Origin of the sequence: Christensenella minuta (assembly GCF_003628755.1) — a bacterium.
Taxonomy (GTDB): Bacteria; Bacillota; Clostridia; order Christensenellales; family Christensenellaceae; genus Christensenella; species Christensenella minuta.
The window spans coordinates 292,172-309,156 of record NZ_CP029256.1 but is presented as its reverse complement, the minus strand read 5'-3'; the positions used below and the strand labels follow the sequence as shown (position 1 = coordinate 309,156).

Below are 16,985 nucleotides of genomic sequence, written 5' to 3'. Positions count from 1 at the left end.
TTCATACCTTATTCCTCGCCTCCGGTCCCAACGCTTTTACGACCTTTACAATATTCATGGAGATCGGGCACTTTGCAACGCAGCGTCCGCAGCCTACGCATGAATACATCCCGTCGTTGTTGGCGGGGAAGTATACAAGCTTGTGCATGAACCGCTGGCGGAAACGCTCCACCTGGCTTTTGCGCGGATTCCCGTGCGCCATGCGCGTAAAATCGGAATACATACACGAATCCCAGCAGCGGTAACGCCGGATTTCCCTTCCCGTATCAAAATCGCGGATGTCGTAGCACTGGCAGGTCGGGCATACATAAGTGCACGTTCCGCAGCCAAGGCACGCCCGGGAAAGCTCCGTCCATTGTTCGGAACCGAACAGCTTTTCAGTCGCATTTCCGTCGATTCCATTAAGGTCGAGGTCCTTCAAGGGAAGCTTTTCCATGATCTCCCCAAGAGCTTTTACGGCCGGTTCGATCTCCGCTTCATCCGCCGCCTCAAGCAGCGAAAGCCCGGAAAGGAACGCTTCTCCCTTTTCCGTCAAGGCCTTTACATAGAGCCCGCCGTCCGCGATCCATGCGGAAACATCCCCGCCCGGCCGTGCCGGATCGATCCCAAACACCGAACAAAAACACGTTTCTTCCGGCGCGGAGCACGAAAGCGTTACAACGACGCCGTTTTTCCGCCGTGCCTGGTAGTAGGTATCCACCGGGTCGGAGAGAAATACCCTGTCGAGAACTTCCATCCCCTTTGCGTCGCATGCGCGCACTCCGAAAATGACGAATTTCTCATCCGGGGCATCCGGGGCGTCGACAGAAATTTCTTTTCCCTGCATCTTGAAGGAAACCAGGTCCTCACTCTGCGGGAAAAACAGATCCTTCGGGGATTTCACTGTATGGAGCGCACTGAGGTCTACCTCTGCGCCTTTCTCCCACTTCCCAAAATTGACCGCGCCTTTTTTCTTCAGGGGAAGATATAATGCCCGCTCTGCGGCAATCGCGGAAAAAAGCTCCGGAATGCGGTCTATCGCTATTTTCTGCATCAGTTCTTCCCTCCTTTGATGGCGCCTGGCTCCACATCGTCCTGCGTGTAGTCCACCAGCGGCCATGGCGAGTTGTCGTCCGCACCGGCCTGATATTCGCCGTAATTTTCGTTGATATCACGAATGAACTTGCGGTTCAAAAGATGCAGCGGAATCCCCTGCGGGCACACGCGGCTGCATTCCCCGCAGTCCGTACACCGGCCCGCGACGTGAAACGCGCGAATGATATGGAACATGTTTTCTTCAAACGTATCCACATTCGCCTTGCTGCCGACGCCCGATGCGTCGTTGTCAAACACGCACTTCAGGCATGAGCATGCAGGACACACATTCCTGCACGCATTGCAGCGGATGCACTTTGAAAGCTCGCTGCGCCAAAACCCGAACCGGTCGTCCGGCGTCATCTGCATGAGCTTTTCGACCATACCGAACCGACCGTGTGTGCGAAGCTCCACCGGCGCCGGGTCTTCGACCGTATCGTCCGCCGCCATATATTCCGGTCCCTTGCAGGCTAAACAGCGTTCGAGCAGAACGTCGTTTAATTCGCACTCTTTTTCGCCATACATCGTCTGCACTATGAGCTTTCCGCCGTCCTCCGAGATGCTTTCGATGCCCTTGATGCCTCTCACATTCAGCTTTTCCACATCCGCGATGCCGTGGCAGGGGATACCCAGCACATAGACCTTTTCCCGGTCGATCCGGTGTTCCTTTATAAGCTGGTTGAAGCTATAGGTATCGCAGGGCTTTAAAAGCGCAAGCACCCTGCCCTCTTTTTTACTCTCCGCAATGAGATATTTGCTCAAATTCGCGCCGCAGAAACTGTTGTATACGAGACGGTCCAAATTTTCCGCCGTGAAAACAGCAGGCGTATTGTCGTAGCAATAGTCGCCCTTTTCCCAGCCGAGCACCCGGTCCACCGTGCCGTCCGCAAGCAGCGCGCGCGCTTTTTCCCTGATTGCTTTCTCTACCGCTTGCATCTCAGATCCTCCAGTCTCTTATTCTCACCCAAACCATGGATGGTCTCTACAAATTCATTCATCACCTGCGCAAAGCGCTGGCCTTCAGCCGCCGACACCCATTCCACACGCGTGCGTCCTTTTTCAATGCCGAGGTATTCAAGCATACTGAACAAAAGCGCCATACGGCGGCGCGCATAATAGTTCCCCGTCGAATAGTGGCAGTCTCCCGGGTGGCACCCGTTGATAATCACGCCGTCCGCACCGCGCTGGAACGCCCGCAGGATAAACAGCGGATTTACCCTGCATGAGCAGGGTACGCGGATAATTTTTACGTTGGCCGGATAGTTGAGGCGGCTCGTTCCCGCGAGGTCTGCACCGGCATAACTGCACCAGTTGCAGCAAAACGCGACGATCAAAGGCTTAAATTCGCCCGCTTTTTGCTTTTCTACCTGCATATTGCGTCCACCTCCGCCATGATTTGTTTATTGGTAAAGCCCTTGAGGTCCATCGCTCCGGACGGGCACGTAACCGTGCACGCGCCGCAGCCCTGGCATACGGCCTCGTTGACCTGCGCCACTCTGCGCGTTTCGCGCACGCCGTGGTCGTTGATCTCTTTTTCCACATATTCGATCGCGCCGTACGGACACACATTCTGGCAGGCCGAACACCCATTGCACAAAAGCTCGTTCGCACCCGCTACGCACGGATTACACGTCAATTTATCTTTTGCCAGCAGCCCAATGACCTTAGAGGCGGCGGCCCCTGCCTGTGCGACCGTTTCGGGGATATCCTTCGGCCCCTGGCATATGCCCGAGAGGAATACGCCCGCCGTCGGGCTTTCCACCGGACGCAGCTTGGGATGCGCTTCCGTGAAAAAGTCATTCGTATCCATGCTCGCCGTCAGCATCGTCGCCAGCGGACGGGCGCTCTTATCCGGCTCGATCGCTGCCGCGAGGATCACCATATCCGCATCGATATGCATCTGCGTGCCGCCGATGAGGTCGGACGCCTGTACCTTAAGCACGCCGTTTTCCTCCGCGACCTTGCCGACCATGCCTTTGACGTAATTCACGCCATACTGCTCTACCGCGCGGCGCTGGAACTCATCGAAGTTTTTCCCCGGCGTCCGCACGTCGATGTAAAATACATAAACCTCCGTGTCCGGATATTTCTCCCGCACAAGCATCGCGTGCTTCGCGGTATACATGCAGCATATTTTGGAGCAATACGGCTTTCCGCACTCCGTGGTATCGCGCGAGCCTACGCATTGCACAAACACCAGCGTTTTCGGATGCCTCCCGTCCGACGGGCGAAGCAGCACGCCCTTTGTGGGCCCTGCCGCGTTCATTAAGCGCTCGAACTCAAGGCTCGTTACCACATCCGGGCTTTGGGAATACCCATATTCGTCAAAATCATCCATGGGAATCGGATTAAAGCCCGTCGCTGCGATGATCGCGCCGTATTCCCGTGTGATAATCTCGTCCTGCTGTTCAAAATCAATCGCGTTTGACGGACAGCTCTTTTCACACAAGCCGCATTTTCCCGTCTTATAGTGAATGCACGCACTGTGATCGATGACCGGTACGTTGGGCACGGCCTGTGCAAACGGCACATAAATAGCGCTGCGGGTATTAAGCCCCATATTGAATTCGCTTTTCGCCTTTTTGGAAGGACATTTCTCCATACACACACCGCAGCCCGTGCACAGGTCTTCCTTTACGTTCCGCGCTTTTTTGCGGATATCCACCGTAAAGTTGCCGACAAAGCCGGAAACCTTCTCTACCTCGCTGTACGTATACAGGTGAATCTTCTCGTGCTGTGCCGCGTCCACCATTTTAGGCGTCAGGATACATGCTGCGCAGTCGAGCGTAGGAAACGTCTTATCAAGCTGCGCCATCTTTCCGCCGATGGTCGGCGACTTTTCAACGATATCTACTTCATAGCCCGCGTCCGCGATGTCGAGCGCCGTCTGGATCCCTGCGATACCGCCGCCAATGACAAGCGCGCGCTTTGTGACCGGACTCTCTCCGGCAGTCAGCGGAGCGTTGAGGTTCAGCTTGGCAATCGCCGCTTTCGCCAGGATGATCGCCTTTTCCGTTCCCTCTTCTTTATCCTTATGAATCCACGAGCACTGCTCGCGGATATTTGCAATTTCGACCATATACGGATTAAGCCCCGCGGCCGCCGCCGTTTTGCGGAAGGTCGCTTCATGCATCCTCGGCGAACACGAACAGACCACGACCCCCGTAAGCCCGTGCTCTTTGACCGCGTCCTTGATCTTGGCCTGCCCGACCTCGGAACACATATACTGGTAATCTGTGGCGAGAACAACCCCCGGCTCGTTTTTGACCGCCGCGGCGACCGCCGAGACGTCCACGGTTGCCGCAATGTTGCTTCCGCACCAACAGACGAAAACTCCTATCCTCTGCAAGAAAAACTCACTCCTCTCGTCGCAGCGCCCTTTTACCCGGTTCGCCCTTTTGCGCGAACCTCCCTGGGGCTGCTGCTCCTCTGCCCCGCAAAACTCATTCGCTTCGCTCATTCGAGATTGCGCGGGGACCCCATTCTCTGCGCTGTTTATTACTTCCCGTACTTCCTGAAAGCGCTGGTAATTGCCTGCTGCGGCATATTTTCATCCAGCTTTCCCGGAATTTCCTGCGAGCTTAAGTGATTGCCGCCCTTCTCGCGAATCACGAGCAGGCGCACCGCTTCAATCAGTTTTGCCGGCTCTACGCCGCGCGGGCAGCGTTCCATACACGCGAAACAGGAAAGGCATTGCCACAGGGACTCCGATTTCATCAGCGGTTCGATGTTGCCCTTTTTGACCATCGAAACAAACTGGTGCGGATGATATTCCATCTCATCGTAGGCCGGGCATGTTCCCGAGCATTTCCCGCACGTCATACACTTCCCGGGATCGACGCCGCTCATCCGCAGCACCAGCTCCTTGCGTTCCTTTTGTGCGTCCGTCACTGTGCCTCGCCCCTTTCCTTAAGCCCCAGCGCCTCCGCGAGCAGTTCTGTGAAATAATAGACCGAAACGCCCGTTTCCCCGCTGTTTTCTTCCAAATTATATTTGCACAGGGGACACGCCGTCACAACGGCTTCCGCCCCATGTTTGGCCGCCGAACTCAGAACCTTTCCGCTCATTTTCTTCGGTGCCTGCTTATCCTCCACCACCACATATCCGCCGCAGCATTCGTTACGGTACGGATATTTCACCGGCACGGCGCCGAGCGCCGCAATAAAGTCTTCGATGATCGACGGATTTTCCGGGTTATCAAACTTCATCTCCTTGGCGGGACGCAGCAGCAGGCAGCCGTAATAGGCCCCGATTTTCCTGCCTTTGAGCGGGTTTACCACTTTCTTCTCCAGTTCGCCAAATCCCACGCGGTCACGCAGCATTTCAAGGTAATGCAGCACAGTTGTTTCGCCCGCATAATCTTCATCAAGATTTAAATAGCGGTTTACCTTCCCGCGTATATCCTCATTCGACTTCATATCGCCGTTGACCCGCTTTAATACATGATGACACGCCGAACAGAGCGTAATAAGCTCGCCCGACGACGCCCGGGCATCCGCGAGTGCGCGCACCGCCGAAAGCTTGGTCGCAACCTCGTCAGCCGCCATCGGATAAACCGCGCCGCAGCACTGCCACTCTGGCAGTTCACAGAGCTCCACGCCGAGCGCCTCCGCAGATGCGCGCGCATATTGATCCAGGTCTTTTGCCTTTGTCTTCAAAGTACATCCCGGATAATAACTAAATCTCATGTTACCAGTTGCCTCCAAATTCACGCCGCTTTTTAAGCGGCTTTCCCCTGATTCATACAGACCTGTTGCAGCCATAGCGGATAAAGACACCGCCGATGCCGTAGCACGGCGCTTCGGCCGGTCACACCATTTCTTCCGGATGGAACACCTCGTCAAACTTTTCGGGCGTCAGGAACCCGAGTTCCACGCACGCCTCCTTCAGCGAGATATTCTCCCTATAGGCCTTTTTGGCCGTCTTGGCCGCATTATCGTAGCCGATATACGGGTTGAGCGCCGTTACCAGCATCAATGAATTGTGCAGGTTGTGCGCCATCTTTTCCCTGTTGGCTTTGATGCCTGCCGCGCAGTTTTTGTTAAAGGACGCGATACCGTCCGCGAGAAGCCGCACGGATTGCAGGAAATTATAGATGCACACCGGCATAAATACATTCAGTTCAAAGTTACCCTGCGATGCCGCCATCCCGACGGCCACATCGTTGGCCATCACCTGCACGGCAATCATCGTCATCGCTTCACACTGGGTGGGATTCACCTTGCCCGGCATGATGGAGCTTCCCGGCTCGTTCTCCGGAATAAAAATCTCTCCAAGTCCACAGCGCGGGCCGCTTGCCAGCCACCGTACGTCATTGGCAATCTTCATCATATTCGCGGCAAGCGCCTTGAGCGCACCGTGGGCGAATACCAGATCATCCTTGGACGTTAAGGCATGAAATTTGTTTTCCGCCGTCACGAAATCCTTCCCCGTAAGAAGCCCTATCTGCTTTGCAATTTCTTCCGCAAAGCCCTCGGGCGCGTTGAGGCCGGTGCCCACCGCCGTGCCGCCGAGCGCAAGCTCTTTCAGACCCGGAAGCGCCGCCTCCAGCATTTTCCTCGTTTTTTCCAGCATGTTGCGCCATCCGCTGATCTCCTGGGAAAATGCGATCGGCGTCGCATCCTGCAAGTGGGTGCGGCCGCTCTTCACAATGCCTTCGTTTTCCCGCTCGAGCCTCTTCATCGTTTCGATGAGCGCGTCCATCTGCGGCATCAGTTTATCTTCGATCCCAAGCACCGCGGCAATGTGCATCGCCGTCGGGAACGTATCGTTTGAGCTTTGCGATTTATTCACATCGTCGTTCGGATGCAGCAGCTTTTCTCCCGCGATCTCGTTTCCGCGGTTAGCGATTACTTCATTCGCGTTCATATTAGACTGCGTGCCGCTGCCCGTCTGCCATACCACAAGCGGAAAATGGTCATTGAGCTTGCCCGCGGCCACTTCATCACACGCCGCCGCGATCGCATTTTTCTTTTCCTCGCTAATCTTGCCAAGGTTGAAATTCGCGATCGCCGCCGCTTTCTTCAAAATTCCGAACGCATGCGTGATCTCACGCGGCATTACTTCCCCGCCGATCTCAAAATTCTGCAGGCTGCGCTGCGTTTGCGCCGCCCAGTATTTATCTGCCGGGACTTTCATTTCTCCCATCGAGTCCCGTTCGATACGGTATTCCATATAGTTCCCTCCAATCAGATATTAACCTGTTTGATGACTCCTTTGAGGACGTCCGCACTATGCTGGAGTTTTTCAAGCTCCTGCTCCGTCATTGCGGGAAGCACGTTTCCGCAGATACCCTGCGGCCCAAAAATGAACGGGATCGAGAGGCACACGTCGTCGATGCCGTATTCGCCGTGCAGCATGGAGGAAACCGTCATAACGCGGTTCGAGCTGCCGAACAGACAGTCCACGATATGGCACACCGAAATGGCGATCGCATAGAAGGTCGCGCCCTTGCGCTCAATGATCTTGCCGCCCGACGTGCGGATATACTGCTCGATCTCTTCCGGATTGAGCTTTGCCTTGATGCGGCCGGTAAAGTTGAAGCCGCCCTTGTCGTCAAGTATTTCGACGCTGCCCACACGCGCAGTAGACCACGGGACAAAAGAACTGTCGCCGTGCTCTCCCATTACATAGGCATGGATGCTCTTCTGGCTGATGCTGAGGTATTCCGCAAGGCGCGAACGCAGGCGCGCGGTATCGAGGATTGTGCCCGAGCCGATGATCCTGTTTTCCGGCAGGCCGGACACCTTGCAAAAGGTGTAGGTAAGTACGTCCACCGGGTTGCTGACAAGAATATAGATCGCGTCCGGCGCATGCTTTACGATCTCCGGCGCAATTTCGCGGATCACGTCCACATTAGTCTGCGCGAGGTCGATCCGGGACTGGCCGGCCTTACGGGGCATGCCAGATGTGATGACCACTACATCGGAATCCTTCGCATCTTCATAAGTCCCCGCATAAATCTGGATCGGGGAACAAAACGGCGTACCCTGGCGAATATCCATCGCCTCGCCGAGCGCCCTCTCGGTATTGACGTCGATCATTACGATCTCGGAAGCGAGTCCGTTAACCGCCATCGTATACGTGATCGTGGAACCGACGCTTCCAGCGCCAATGATCGTTACTTTCCTGCTCATTACTGCATCCTCCTAAATTTGTCGCATCTGCAAACATACAGGCTTACGCCTTTTCTAACTTCTCTTTTCAAAAAAAGCAGGCATTCCACGCCGCTTATGATCCGCGGTGCGTACGCCCTCTCTTTTTGACTGTGATACTTTTTTGCATGCCGGATATTCCGGGACTGCACAAAGCCTAAAGCGTCCTTTCCCTTCACGCTCCAGGCCACCTTCAAGCCATTCTTTTTGCCTCTCTGCAGTCATCCTATGGCACGCTCCCCATGCGTATCATGCACCAAAAACAAAGTTTGTGTATATTTTAACAAATTATAGCGTTTTTGTAAATACTTCCGCGCCTCAAAAGGCGTAAAGTTCATGATTTTTTAACGCGCTATTGTCTTTTTTTTCACAACTTAACATTTTATACGTAACTGAGCCGCATCTTGTAACACGTTGTTCCCATTCTTTTCCTAAAATGCAAAACGGGGCTGTTTCATCTGATATGAGACAGCCCCGCCATGCTTCGTCAGGATTCGTTTTTCTCCGCGATGGCACGCTTCACTTGCTCAGTGAACGCAGGCAGTATCTTTGTCACATCGCCCACGACGCCATAATCCGCCGCCTCAAAAATAGGCGCGTATTCATCCTTATTAATGGCAATGATAAGGTCCGAATCCTCCATGCCCGCAAGATGCTGGATGGCTCCTGATATACCGCATGCAATGTAAAGATCCGGACGGACCGTCTTGCCCGTCTGGCCGACCTGCCTGTCCTTCTCTACCCACCCCGCGTCCACGCACGCGCGGGAAGAGCTTACCGTCGCACCGCCTCCAAACGCCGCCGCGAGGTCTTCAAGCAACTGGAAATTTTCCGGGCAGCCCATCCCGCGTCCGCCGGATACGAGTATTTTCGCATCCTGAATATCCATCTTGTCGCTGACCTTTTTCACAATGTCGAGAATTTCCACATTGAAGCTTTCCCGTGGAAGTTCCACCTTGTAATTTTCGACCTTCGCAGAAGATTCCGCCGCCGGATGGATGCGCTGCATCACGCCCGGGCGGACCGTCGCCATCTGCGGCCGGAACTCCGGACAGATGATCGTCGCCATAATATTGCCGCCGAATGCGGGCCGCGTCATGCGCAGGTTTTTGGTTTCCGGATCGACCTCAAGCCCCGTGCAGTCCGCCGTAAGGCCGGTATGCACACGCGCCGATACGCGCGGCGCTAGGTCGCGGCCGATGGCCGTCGCGCCGTAGAGCACGATTTCCGGCTTTTTTTCCTGAATGATCTGCGTCAATACATGCGCATAAGGCTCCGTCATATAAACCTTAAGGCCCGGATCGTCCGCGAGGACCACATTGTCCGCACCGTAGCGTCCAAGCTTTTTCGCCATATCGCGGATCTCCGATCCGAGGACGACCGCCGTTACTTCTGTTCCAAGGTCCTTCGCGAGCTCTTTTGCCTTGCCGACCAACTCGAGCGACACGCCCGCGAGTTTACCGTCTTCCTGCTGTGCGAATACGAATACGCCTTTATAATCCTGTATATTCATTGTATCACCACTTTCCGTCACAGTACGAATTTACTGCGGAGCGAGTCCATCAGGAACCGGACCGAATCCTGAACATCCGTATTTACGACCGTTCCCGCCGCCTTGAGGGGCTTGGTAAAGGATTTCCACACCCGCGTCGGAGACCCTTTAAGGCCGATATTCGACCGGTCTACATCGAGATCTTCGAGCGTCCAGATGGTAACTTCCTTTTCGTGGTAGGCGTCCCAGATACCCATCGGCGTCATATAGCGGGGCTCGTTTAGCTCCGCAAGCGCCGTAATAAGGCACGGCATTTTCGCCTTGATGATATGGTACCGGTCCTCGTACTGCCGCTTCACGACAATGCTGTCTCCCTCGACCTTGATCTCTTCCGCATAGCTGATGTTGGGCAAATGAAGATGCTCCGCGATCTGCGGGCCGACTTGCGCCGTATCGCCGTCGATGGCCTGCCGTCCGGTGATGATAAGATCGAAAGGCAGCTTCTTTACCGCTGAAGCGAGAGTGGAGGAAGTCGCCCATGTATCAGCACCGCCGAACGCCCTGTCCGTTATCAGGATCGCCTCGTCCGCGCCCATTGCGAGCGCTTCCCTGAGCGCAACGTCCGCCTGCGGCGGTCCCATGGAAATGACGCTGACTTTCGCGCCCATTGAATCTTTTAATCTCAGGGCCGCTTCAAGGCCCGCTTTGTCGTCCGGATTGATAATGGAGGGAACGCCCTCGCGAATGAGCGTGCCCGTCTTGGGATCGAGCTTCACTTCATTCGTATCCGGTACCTGTTTGATGCAAACAACTATATTCACTGTGTTATCCCTCCTGCTTTACTTCAAAACTGCGCCGGAGATGACCATGCGCTGCACCTCGCTGGTGCCTTCGTAAATTTCGGTGATCTTTGCGTCGCGCATCATGCGCTCCACAGGATATTCCCGCGTATATCCATAGCCGCCCATCAGCTGCACGCATTTGGTAGTTACTTCCATCGCCGTTTCCGCCGCAACGAGCTTTGCGGTCGCCGACTCGACGGAGAAGCGGTCCATCGTATCCTTGGCAATCGCCGCACGGTAAACGAGCAGCTGTGCCGCATCGATGCGCGCCTTCAGGTCCGCGAGCACGAATTGCGTATTTTGGAATTTGGAGAGCGGCTTGCCAAACTGCTTGCGCTCCTTCACATAGGCCACCGTTTCATGAAACGCGCCCTCGGCAATGCCAAGCGCCTGCGCCGCGATACCGATCCTGCCGCCGTCGAGCGTCGCCATCGCGATCTTGAATCCCTGGCCTTCCTTGCCCAGCAGGTTTTCCCGGGGCACGATGCAGTTCTCCATGATGAGCTCCGCCGTCGCGCTGCCGCGTATCCCCATTTTACGCTCTTTTTTGCCGACCGAAAAGCCCGGGAAATCCTTTTCAACGATAAATGCCGAAATGCCGTGGTTCCCCTTGGATTTATCCGTCATGGCAAAGATTACGTACGTATCCGCATATCCAGCGTTCGTGATAAATATCTTCGTGCCGTTCAAAACATAATGGTCCCCTTCCAGTACAGCCTTTGTCTGCTGTCCGGAAGCGTCCGTTCCCGCACCGGCTTCGGTAAGGCCGAACGCGCCGAGTTTTTCGCCCTTCGCGAGCGGTACGAGATATTTCTGCTTCTGTTCTTCGTTGCCGAATTGCTTAATGGGGTTTGAGCCGAGCGACGTATGCGCGGACACGATTACGCCCGTTGTTCCGCACACACGGGAAAGCTCTTCCACGCACATGATATACGCAAGCGTGTCGCAGCCCTGCCCGCCGTATTCCTTGGGGAAGGGTATGCCCAAAAAGCCGTATTTTCTCATTTTCTCCACCGTTTCGACCGGGAACCGTTCTTCCTCGTCCAGCTCCTCCGCGAGCGGCTTCACTTCATTTTCAGCAAAGTCCCGAAACAGGGTCCTGAGCATCTGATGTTCCTTGCTTAATGTGAAATCCATATCGTTCTCCTAATCGTTTCGATCCGGACCCCATTTTGAGTCCCGGATGCAGTGTATACGGCGCGTGCACAGGGCACGGCTCATTGTTTCCGTTTCCTATTTGTTCCTGCGGTATGAGGACACGATCCCCATTTCCCTGCGGTATTTTGCGACCGTCCGCCGGGCAATTTTTGCTCCCCGGCTGTGAAGGCGCTCTGTTACCGCGCTGTCCGTGAGCGTGGGGTCCTGCGCAAGCATCTCCCGGATGCTCCTCCTGATATAATCCCCGCTCACACGTTTCTCCCCCTCGGGAATACTGCGCGAAAAGAAGCCCTTCAGGGCAAATATGCCCGCATCCGACATCAGATATTTTCCCGCTACGGCCCTGCTGACCGTAGAGGGATGCACACCCAGCTCTTCCGCGATATCCGACATTTTGAGGGGCTGCAGCGCTTCATCCCTAAGGAAAAAATCCTGCTGCGCCAAAACAATTTTTTCCGCCACGCGCCGCAGCATCGTCTTCCAGAGGTCCACAGACTGCACGATCCGTTTTGCAAGCGCCCGGCGCTCCCGCAAATATGCCTTTGCCTCGCCGTCAAGCCCGCCAGGCTCGTAAGCGTCGTTTACAAACGGCCGGATAATCTTCCGTTCGTCGAGGATCACGCGAAGCCTGTCCCCATCCTTTTCTACAAGAATCTCGGGGAAAACATACTGCGCGGCATCCTCCGGCGCAGTGTTGGAAACACCCGGTTTAAGCGACCGCAGCAATTCGCAGCAGGCGCGGCTTTTGGCCGCTGATATCCCCAGCGCGGACGCAATGCCCGCATAATCTCCCCGGGCAAGCTCTTCGAGGTAATCCCGGGCAATCCGGTAAGGCGCCTCCTCCGTTTCCCCGCGGCGTTGAAGCTGCAGGCACAGGCATTCGGAAAGGCTGCGCGCCCCCACTCCCGCAGGATCGAGGGACTGCACCGCTGCAAGCGCCCGCCCAGCCTGCGCCGTACTGACCTTGCACAGCCGCGCCATATCGGCGAGCGGCTCCGTAAAATATCCCCGGGAATCAAGCGCGCCGATAATTTCCTTTGCTGCCCTGAGTTCGTCCTGGTCAAGCTTTTTCAAGTCAAGCTGGCTCCGAAGACTCTCCGCCAGCGTTTCCGGCGCAGCCTTTTCAAAGCTTTCCCCATAATAACGAACCGCCCCGAAACCAAGGCCACGCTCCTGCCATTGCGGTTCAAGCGCCTCGAGCACGGGATTTTCAACCGTCTGTTCCCGCACATATTCGTTCAGCTCCCATGCGTTTTTGGAAAGCAGGAACAGCGCCTGCTGCATCTGCTGGGACGCAACCTGTGACTGTACCTGCTTTTGTTCAACGGAAAGCCGCATACCTTACAGCGCCCCCTCCGGCTGCCACGCCCAATCCCGGCGGCGGCCCCCAATTTGGAAACGCATTGCTTACGCCCAGATTTCTTCGTCCGTCGGTATCTTCTTGTCCTTATTGTAAAGGCCGATCTGCGAAACGTTAATCAGGTGCGTATAGTTGAGATTTTCGGAAATGCTGTTATTGCCCCAGGAACCGCAGCCAAGCGTCGTGGTAGGAGAGAATCCGTTTGTGAGCGCGCCGCCCGCCGTCGTGGAGGAAGGCTGGTTGACAACAATACGGCTCACAGGCATATATTCGCCGACCATGCGTACGTGCTCCATATCGTTTGAATGGATGGAGCACGTGTGGCCCTTGCCCTCGTAGCAAAGGTTCTCATAGGCTGCGCTCATCGCGTCGTCGAACGTGTCGTACGGGATCGCGATCATGAACGGACACATTTTCTCCTTGCACAGCAGGTCCGCCTTGCCGCGGCCGCGCGCTTTCAGGAGCACGACCTTTGTGCCTTCCGGTACGGAAACGCCCGCAAGGGAAGCAATCTTCTGCACACTCTGGCCAACCACGTCCTTGTTAATCACGCCGTCCGGGAAAATCGCCCCGGCAAATTTCTCAACCTGCTCCGGATCATCAATATAGTAAGCGCCGTTCTTCTCAAACGCTTTAATCACCGTATCATATTCGTCCGACGGGATCATTACACACTGTTCGCCCGAACAGATGATACCGTTATCGAATTTACGCCCCGCAATAATCATGGAAGCCGCCGCGTCATAGTCAACGCCGCGGTCAATGATAACCTGCACGTTGCCAGGTCCGACACCAAGGGCCGGTTTCCCGCTGGAATACGCGGATTTTACCATGCCTGCGCCGCCCGTTGCCACAACGACGTCAGCCGTTTTCATAACTTCCTGCGTCATATCGAGCGAAGGATGCTCGATCGTCTGGATCAGGTCTTCCGGCAGGCCCAGCTTTTTAAGCTCGGCACGGAACAGGTCCACAACATATTTGTTGAGGTCGCTCGTACGCGGATGCGGCGCGATCACAATCGCGTTTTTCCCCTTCAGCGCGAACATCGCGTTGCACATCGGGGTAACCACCGGGTTGGTGACGGGCGTTACCGCGCCCACAACCCCCTTCGGCTTCGCGACCTTGATGATGCCCGTTTCCTTGTTTTCCTCAATGATTCCATAGGACTTTTTGCCCTTCAGGCTGTTCCAGATACATTTGGATTTTCCCTGGCATTTGGCGATCTTGTCTTCCACCACGCCCATGCCGGACTCTTCCACCGCGCGCTTCCCAAGCTCTTCGGCACGGTCGTAAACCACTTTGCCGATTGCTTTTACCGCCGCATCCACCTGTTCCTGGCTCGCATTCTTCTCGTACTCGGCCTGCGCCTTGTGGGCACGCTCGAAAATTTCTGCTACTGTTGCCATTTCAAAATCCTCCTAAATAAAATATTCCATTTAAATTTATATACAATTTTACTTATATTATTATAGTGGTTTTTTGCCGGAATTCAAAGTTATGTAACTAAAAAAAGCTTTCGCTGCCGCCATTCGATTCTTAAGTTTGGAAAAGGATTTTCAGGATGCAAAATTCCGCCCCTCAGTGTATAATATATAATTGTGATAATAGGAACAATCGCCGCACGGCTGCGGCTTATATGGAGGGAACGGTATGAACGATAGAATCAAGTGCGAGAAATATCTTAGTAAAGTCATGAGCGCCGACGAGGCGGCAAAGCTCATTTATCCGAACGCGACCATCGGTATGAGCGGGTTTACGCCGGCGGGTCATGCCAAAGCCGTGCCGCTTGCCATTGCGAGGCGTGCGGAAGCAACGGGTGAAAAGCTAAACCTCACGGTGATGACGGGCGCTTCGGTGGGCGACGAGATCGACGGCGCCCTTACGCGCAGCGGCGCAATGAAGCGCCGTACGCCCTACCAGACGAATTCCACCGTCCGCAACGCCATCAACGCGGGAGAGATCGATTATTTCGATGTACATCTGAGCCAAGTAGCCGTATGGGCAAAAAACGGATTTTTCGGCGATATCGACTTTGCGATCGTTGAAATCATAGGCATTGACGAGGAGGGACACCTGATCCCTTCCACTTCTATCGGTGCGGCGAACACCTATATCGAGTGCGCAAAACACGTCATTCTGGAGGTCAACACCACGCAGCCCGAATCGCTGCGCGGCATCCATGACGTTTATACGGTCGAGCGCGTGCCAAACTCGAAGCCCATCCCGATTATCCATGCGGACGACCGTGTGGGAACGGATTATTATCCGTGCGACTTCGACAAGATCGCGGCGATCGTCTATTCGGATATTCCGGACAAAGGCCGCTCCGTACAGCCTGTGGATGAAATTTCCCAGAAAATTGCGGATAACATTATCGAGCTGATTACGAAAGAGACCGAGGCCGGGCGTCTTCCCGTGCCGCTTCCTCCCCTCCAGTCGGGTGTGGGCGGAGTTGCCAACGCGGTGCTCGCAGGCCTGAAAAAATCGAATTTCACGGACCTCAAGGTCTATTCCGAGGTCCTTCAGGATGCAGTGTTCGACCTGATCGAAGCTGGAAAAATTTCCTTTGCTTCGGGCACGTCGCTCACCATTTCGCCTGATTTTGAAGAGCACTACAAAGCGAATTTTGAAAGCTACCGGGATAAGATCATGCTGCGTCCGCAGGAGATCAGCAATCATCCTGAAGTCATCCGCCGACTTGGAATTATTGCCATGAACACGGCGATTGAGACCGATATTTACGGGAATGTCAATTCTTCCCATATCAACGGCACACGCATCATGAACGGCATCGGCGGCAGCGGCGATTTCGCGCAGAATGCCGGCCTCTCCATTTTCATGACTCCTTCCACGGCGAAAAACGGCACGCTTTCCTGTATCGTTCCGTTTATCACCCACGTTGACCATACGGAGCACGACATCCATTTCCTCGTAACGGAATACGGCTACGCCGACCTGCGGGCGACCACGCCGAAAGAACGGGCGCGGAAGATCATCGATACCTGCGCGCATCCGGATTTCCGGCCTATGCTGCACGATTACCTCGACCGTGCGTGCGCACAGTGCGCGCACAAGCATACGCCACAGCTTCTTGGCGAAGTGTTCCAGGGAAAATAAACTGCATTTACCCAAAAAAAGGTATGGGGCCAAGGCTCCATACCTTTTTTATCCGTACCGTCGGCTTTTTTACGCAAATACGCCCGGATTGCAGCGGTACAGGGAACACGGCCTTCCCCCGGTGCGGTAATTCACCGCCTCGGTAACCTCGCCTGCCTGCCGAAGATAGGAAAGGTAACGCCGTACCGTGATGCGCGAAAGATTGACCGTTCCCACAATATCTTCACAGGAGAAGCTGGTATCCGGACTGCTCGAGAGGACCGCGCGGATTGTATTGAGGGTCTTTTTCTGCAATCCCTTTGGAAGCTCCGGCAATTTCTCAAGCCCGCTATAGAGCCCGTCCGCCTGTTCCTGCGTAACGGTTTTCTGGGCAAACAGGCGTTTGCGCCTCAAAAACCGTTCCACTGCCTGCTCGAAACGGTTTGTATCGAACGGGTCTACAAGGCAGTCCGCCACGCCAAGACGCAGCACACGCCTCAGCGTGTCGCAGTCTCCCTCGGCAATATAAGCGACTATCTCGCTTTTCGCGCCCAGTATCCGCAGCTGTTTCAGGAGGGAGAGTCCGAGCCGCGGGTTTTTGCACAGGTCGATCAGAAGCAGGTCCACCGGATGAGATACGAAATATTCCGCGGAAATCCCTTCTTCAAGCGGTATCATATCCGTTATGAACCCGCATCCCTTGATCGTGTCCGTCATCGGCGTGTGCAGCCTTGCAAGACCCTGTTTTAAAACCGTCATACGATACATATTACATTCTCCTCGGCGCCGGATCACTTACGCGTTTTCCT

15 protein-coding genes are annotated in these 16,985 nt (G+C 55.0%); 1 reads left to right on the top strand and 14 read right to left on the bottom strand.

Translation table 11 applies throughout. From position 1 onward, the window contains the following. Position 1: 1 nt before the first annotated feature. From B1H56_RS01505 to B1H56_RS01440, 13 genes are all read right to left on the bottom strand, one after another. Entirely contained in the window at positions 2-1,033 is a 1,032-nt protein-coding gene (locus tag B1H56_RS01505) for a 4Fe-4S dicluster domain-containing protein (RefSeq protein ID WP_066520279.1), read from the bottom strand. After that, entirely contained in the window at positions 1,033-2,010 is a 978-nt protein-coding gene (locus B1H56_RS01500) for a 4Fe-4S dicluster domain-containing protein (RefSeq protein WP_066520276.1), read from the bottom strand. The genes B1H56_RS01505 and B1H56_RS01500 overlap by 1 nt, the downstream gene beginning before the upstream one ends. Continuing rightward, complete coding sequence (locus B1H56_RS01495) at positions 1,998-2,447, bottom strand: hydrogenase iron-sulfur subunit (protein WP_066520268.1); 450 nt, start codon at positions 2,445-2,447, stop codon at positions 1,998-2,000. The genes B1H56_RS01500 and B1H56_RS01495 overlap by 13 nt, the downstream gene beginning before the upstream one ends. Beyond that, a complete protein-coding gene (locus tag B1H56_RS01490; RefSeq protein ID WP_066520652.1) occupies positions 2,438-4,423 on the bottom strand; it encodes a CoB--CoM heterodisulfide reductase iron-sulfur subunit A family protein in 1,986 nt (661 codons plus the stop codon). Before B1H56_RS01490 ends, B1H56_RS01495 begins: the two co-directional genes overlap by 10 nt. A 149-nt stretch (positions 4,424-4,572) precedes the next feature. Then, positions 4,573-4,923 (bottom strand): 4Fe-4S dicluster domain-containing protein, encoded by a 351-nt coding sequence (locus B1H56_RS01485; protein ID WP_066520650.1) that lies wholly within the window; start codon positions 4,921-4,923, stop codon positions 4,573-4,575. A gap of 38 nt (positions 4,924-4,961) precedes the next feature. Further along, positions 4,962-5,762: a CoB--CoM heterodisulfide reductase iron-sulfur subunit B family protein gene (locus tag B1H56_RS01480; RefSeq protein ID WP_066520265.1), complete on the bottom strand. Its 801-nt coding sequence runs from the start codon at positions 5,760-5,762 to the stop codon at positions 4,962-4,964. Between the two features lie 121 nt (positions 5,763-5,883). Beyond that, on the bottom strand, positions 5,884-7,248 hold the full coding sequence (gene fumC, locus B1H56_RS01475) for a class II fumarate hydratase (protein ID WP_066520262.1): 1,365 nt from the start codon (positions 7,246-7,248) through the stop codon (positions 5,884-5,886). Positions 7,249-7,262: 14 nt separating this feature from the next. Then, on the bottom strand, positions 7,263-8,210 hold the full coding sequence (locus tag B1H56_RS01470) for an L-lactate dehydrogenase (protein ID WP_066520260.1): 948 nt from the start codon (positions 8,208-8,210) through the stop codon (positions 7,263-7,265). 505 nt (positions 8,211-8,715) lie between these two features. Continuing rightward, on the bottom strand, positions 8,716-9,741 hold the full coding sequence (locus B1H56_RS01460) for an electron transfer flavoprotein subunit alpha/FixB family protein (protein WP_066520254.1): 1,026 nt from the start codon (positions 9,739-9,741) through the stop codon (positions 8,716-8,718). Positions 9,742-9,758: 17 nt separating this feature from the next. Further along, complete coding sequence (locus B1H56_RS01455; RefSeq protein ID WP_066520252.1) at positions 9,759-10,541, bottom strand: electron transfer flavoprotein subunit beta/FixA family protein; 783 nt, start codon at positions 10,539-10,541, stop codon at positions 9,759-9,761. 18 nt (positions 10,542-10,559) lie between these two features. Then, positions 10,560-11,699 (bottom strand): acyl-CoA dehydrogenase, encoded by a 1,140-nt coding sequence (locus tag B1H56_RS01450; protein WP_066520249.1) that lies wholly within the window; start codon positions 11,697-11,699, stop codon positions 10,560-10,562. A 96-nt stretch (positions 11,700-11,795) separates the two neighbouring features. Beyond that, positions 11,796-13,058, bottom strand: a complete 1,263-nt coding sequence (gene rpoN / locus B1H56_RS01445; RefSeq protein WP_066520246.1) for an RNA polymerase factor sigma-54 — start codon at positions 13,056-13,058, stop codon at positions 11,796-11,798. Between the two features lie 69 nt (positions 13,059-13,127). Then, the gene (locus B1H56_RS01440; protein ID WP_066520244.1) at positions 13,128-14,486 is read right to left on the bottom strand and encodes an aldehyde dehydrogenase family protein; all 1,359 of its coding nucleotides are present in this window, start codon (positions 14,484-14,486) and stop codon (positions 13,128-13,130) included. Positions 14,487-14,730: 244 nt separating this feature from the next. Here B1H56_RS01440 and B1H56_RS01435 point away from each other — a divergent pair, with 244 nt between their 5' ends. Then, positions 14,731-16,197: a succinyl-CoA:acetate CoA-transferase ScpC gene (locus B1H56_RS01435; protein WP_066520242.1), complete on the top strand. Its 1,467-nt coding sequence runs from the start codon at positions 14,731-14,733 to the stop codon at positions 16,195-16,197. A gap of 69 nt (positions 16,198-16,266) precedes the next feature. Here B1H56_RS01435 and B1H56_RS01430 read toward each other — a convergent pair whose 3' ends face one another. Continuing rightward, positions 16,267-16,944, bottom strand: coding sequence for a response regulator (locus B1H56_RS01430; RefSeq protein ID WP_066520239.1), 678 nt, complete (start codon positions 16,942-16,944; stop codon positions 16,267-16,269). Between the last annotated feature and the right edge of the window lie 41 nt (positions 16,945-16,985).